The sequence below is a fragment of the Mesorhizobium sp. dw_380 genome (assembly GCF_018588885.1).
Taxonomy (GTDB): domain Bacteria; phylum Pseudomonadota; class Alphaproteobacteria; order Rhizobiales; family Rhizobiaceae; genus Mesorhizobium.
In genome coordinates this window covers 1-1,574 of record NZ_JAFFIW010000107.1, presented here as the reverse complement: position 1 = coordinate 1,574, position 1,574 = coordinate 1, and the positions used below count along the sequence as shown (strand labels likewise).

Annotated in this window: 1 protein-coding gene; it reads right to left on the bottom strand. The window is 63.7% G+C overall.

Translation table 11 applies throughout. The annotated features are described in order from the left end of the window. Positions 1 to 1,574, bottom strand: a 1,574-nt coding sequence (gene groL, locus JT360_RS33040) for a chaperonin GroEL (protein ID WP_214477610.1), incomplete at its 3' end; no start/stop codon positions are given.

Below are 1,574 nucleotides of genomic sequence, written 5' to 3'. Positions count from 1 at the left end.
ATGTCGGTGATCATCGCTTCGGCGGTGATCAGGAGTGCGGCGATCGAGCCGGCGTCCTGCAATGCGGTGCGCACGACCTTTGCCGGATCGACGATGCCGGCCTTGATCATGTCGACATAGGTCTCGTTCTGGGCGTCAAAGCCCTGATTGTGGTCCTTGCTGTCGGCGAGCTTGCCGACGACGATCGAACCCTCGACGCCGGAATTCTCGACGATCTGGCGGATCGGGGCCTCAAGCGCGCGCAGCACGATCGAAATGCCGGCGGTGACATCGGCATTGGCGCCATTGAGGCCGGCCAGTGCCGACCGGGCGCGCAGCAGCGCCACGCCGCCGCCGGGCACGATGCCTTCTTCAACCGCTGCACGCGTGGCGTTCAGCGCGTCGTCGATGCGGTCCTTCTTTTCCTTCACTTCCGACTCGGTTGCGCCGCCGACGCGGATGACGGCAACGCCTCCCGACAGCTTGGCCAGCCGCTCCTGCAGCTTTTCCTTGTCGTAGTCGGAGGTCGTCTCCTCGATCTGGCCCTTGATCTGTGCGACGCGCGCCTGGATGGTCTCCTTGCTGCCGGCGCCATCGATGATCGTGGTGGTGTCCTTCTCGACCAGCACGCGCTTGGCGCGGCCGAGCATCTCGATGGTCACGTTTTCGAGCTTGATGCCGAGATCCTCCGAGATCAACTGGCCTGATGTCAGCACCGCGATATCTTCCAGCATTGCCTTGCGGCGATCGCCGAAGCCCGGTGCCTTGACGGCCGCGACCTTGAGGCCGCCGCGCAGTTTGTTGACGACCAGCGTCGCCAGAGCTTCGCCCTCGACGTCCTCGGAGATGATCAGCAGCGGCCTGCCGCTCTGCACGACCGCTTCGAGGATCGGCAGCAGCGCCTGCAGATTGCCGAGTTTCTTCTCGTGGATGAGGATATAGGGATCCTCGAGTTCAGCGCGCATCTTGTCGGCATTGGTGACGAAATAAGGCGAGAGATAGCCGCGGTCGAACTGCATGCCCTCGACGACGTCGAGTTCGGTTTCGGCGGTCTTGGCTTCCTCGACGGTGATGACGCCGTCATTACCGACCTTGTTCATGGCTTTGGCGATCATCTCGCCGACGGTCGCATCGCCATTGGCGGCGATGGTGCCGACCTGGGCGATCTCGGCCGACGACTTGACCTTCTTGGCCTTCGCCTTGATTTCCACGACGACGGCGGCGACGGCCTGGTCGATGCCGCGCTTCAAGTCCATCGGGTTCATGCCGGCGGCGACCAGCTTGGCGCCTTCGCGCAGGATCGAGGCGGCCAGCACCGTGGCGGTGGTGGTGCCGTCACCGGCTTGGTCGTTGGTCTTCGAGGCCACTTCGCGCACCATCTGCGCGCCCATGTTCTCGAACTTGTCGGCAAGCTCGATTTCCTTGGCGACGGTGACGCCGTCCTTGGTGATGCGCGGCGCGCCATAGGCCTTGTCGATGACGACGTTGCGGCCCTTGGGACCGAGTGTCACCTTGACGGCGTTGTTGAGGAGCTCGACGCCGCGCAGCATGCGGTCGCGCGCGTCTGTGGCGAATTTGATTTCCTTGGCAGACAT